We start from the raw sequence: 2,177 nt of genomic DNA on the forward strand, positions 1-2,177 counted from the left end.
TCACGGGACTCAGCAGTCGAAGTACAGCTGGAACTCGTAGGGGTGCGGACGCAGGTTGACCGGAGCGATCTCCTGCTCGCGCTTGAGCGAGATCCAGGTCTCGATCAGGTCGGTGGTGAACACGCCGCCCTCGGTGAGGTACTCGTGGTCGGCCTCGAGGCGGTCGATGACCGCGTTGAGCGAGGTCGGAGCCTGCGGGATGTTCTTGGCTTCCTCCGGCGGAAGCTCGTAGAGGTCCTTGTCGACCGGAGCCATCGGCTCGATCTTGTTCTTGATGCCGTCCAGGCCGGCCATCATCTGCGCGGCGAAGTTCAGGTACGGGTTACCCGACGAGTCGGGGGCGCGGAACTCGAGGCGCTTGGCCTTCGGGTTGTTGCCCGTGATCGGGATGCGGACCGCGGCGGACCGGTTCCGCTGGCTGTACACGAGGTTGATGGGAGCCTCGTAGCCCGGCACCAGGCGGTGGTACGAGTTGATGGTCGGGTTCGTGAACGCGAGCAGCGACGGTGCATGGTGCAGGATGCCGCCGATGTACCAGCGGGCCACATCCGACAGGCCCGCGTAGCCGGCCTCGTCGTGGAACAGCGGCTTGCCGTCCTTCCACAGCGACTGGTGCACGTGCATGCCCGAACCGTTGTCGCCGAACAGCGGCTTGGGCATGAAGGTGGCGGTCTTGCCGGCCTTCCACGCGGTGTTCTTGACGATGTACTTGAACAGCTGCAGATCGTCGGCCGCGGAGAGCAGCGTGTTGAACTTGTAGTTGATCTCCGCCTGGCCGCCGGTGCCGACCTCGTGGTGGCCGCGCTCGAGCTCGAAACCGGCGTTCTGCAGGTTCGTCGAGATCTCGTCGCGCAGGTCGACGTAGTGGTCGTACGGAGCGACCGGGAAGTAGCCGCCCTTCGGGCGCACCTTGTAACCGCGGTTCGGGGTGCCGTCGGCGTTGTACTCGTTGCCGGTGTTCCACGCGCCGGAGATCGCGTCGACCTCGTAGAAGGCGCCGTTCATCTTCGAGTCGTAGGACACCGAGTCGAAGATGTAGAACTCGGCCTCGGCACCGAAGAAGGCGGTGTCGGCGATGCCGGTGCTGATCAGGTATTCCTCGGCCTTGCGAGCAACGTTGCGCGGGTCGCGGCTGTAGGACTCGCGGGTGAACGGATCGTGCACGAAGAAGTTGACGTTGAGGGTCTTCGCCGCGCGGAACGGATCGATCCGGGCCGTCGTCACATCGGGAAGGAGCAGCATGTCGGACTCGTGGATCGACTGGAATCCACGGACGGACGAACCGTCGAACGCAAGACCGTCGTCGAAGACATCCTGATTGAAGGCCTTCGCGGGGATCGAGAAGTGCTGCTCGATGCCCGGCAGATCCGTGAACCGGACGTCGACGTATTCGACGCCCTCGTCCGCGATGTACTTGATGACTTCTTCGGCCGTGGTGAACGCCACGCTTGTGCTCCTTCAGTCGGTGCGCGCCATGTTCGGTGCTGGGGCGCCTGCGTCGGATCACACGGTATGGACGTGGTGTTGCCCGGTAATCAAGTCTATGTTTCGCCGGTGTTACGCGTCCGGTTGTCCTGCGGTGAGGACAGAAACGTGGTAGAGATCACCGCGGCGCACACGCTTGCTCCGGTGCCCGCAGGGCCAGACTATCCTGGACCCATGGCACGGATGACGGGCAGCTGGCTTTCCGGTCCCTCGGCTGCACTCCCGAAAGGGCAACGGGACGCCCAGAGATTTCCCGGTGAAGCACTCGGCCTTCCCGAGGAGGGGCCCGGTGCGCTCGTCTCCACGGCGAAACGCGCTCTCGCACTGTTGATCGACTGGCTCGCATGCATGGCGATCGCCATGGTGCTGGTCGGCGACGACCCGCTGGAGAGCCCGCTGCTGTCGGCGTACACGCTGATCCTGTGGTGCGCCGTCGGCGTGGTGTCGGTGACCCTGTTCTCGTTCACTCCCGGGCAGTACGTCGCGGGAATCCAGGTCGTGCGTGTCGATGCGCCCGCCCGCGTCGGATTGATCCGGGCACTGGGACGTCAGGCACTGCTGGTGTTCATCGCGCCGGCGTTGGTCACCGACGTCGACGGACGCGGACTCCAGGACCGCGCGACCGGTACCGCTCTCGTCCGCTCCCGCTGACCATTCGACGACGGAGGCCGCCGACCGTTCCACGGTCGGCG

At 65.0% G+C, this 2,177-nt stretch carries 2 protein-coding genes; one reads left to right on the top strand and one right to left on the bottom strand.

Annotated elements, in window-relative coordinates; all coding sequences use genetic code 11:
• Nucleotides 1-9: 9 nt before the first annotated feature.
• A complete protein-coding gene (glnA, locus tag LDQ05_RS19510; RefSeq protein ID WP_226438602.1) occupies nt 10-1,446 on the bottom strand; it encodes a type I glutamate--ammonia ligase in 1,437 nt (478 codons plus the stop codon).
• Nucleotides 1,447-1,659: 213 nt separating this feature from the next.
• On the opposite strand from glnA, the gene LDQ05_RS19515 reads away from it, so the two are divergent.
• Nucleotides 1,660-2,136 carry an RDD family protein gene (locus LDQ05_RS19515; protein WP_226438603.1) on the top strand — a complete coding sequence of 159 codons (477 nt, stop codon included), beginning with the start codon at nt 1,660-1,662 and terminating at the stop codon, nt 2,134-2,136.
• The last annotated feature ends 41 nt before the right edge of the window (nt 2,137-2,177 follow it).

The organism is Rhodococcus yananensis (assembly GCF_020515525.1).
GTDB classification, from domain to species: domain Bacteria; phylum Actinomycetota; class Actinomycetes; order Mycobacteriales; family Mycobacteriaceae; genus Rhodococcus; species Rhodococcus yananensis.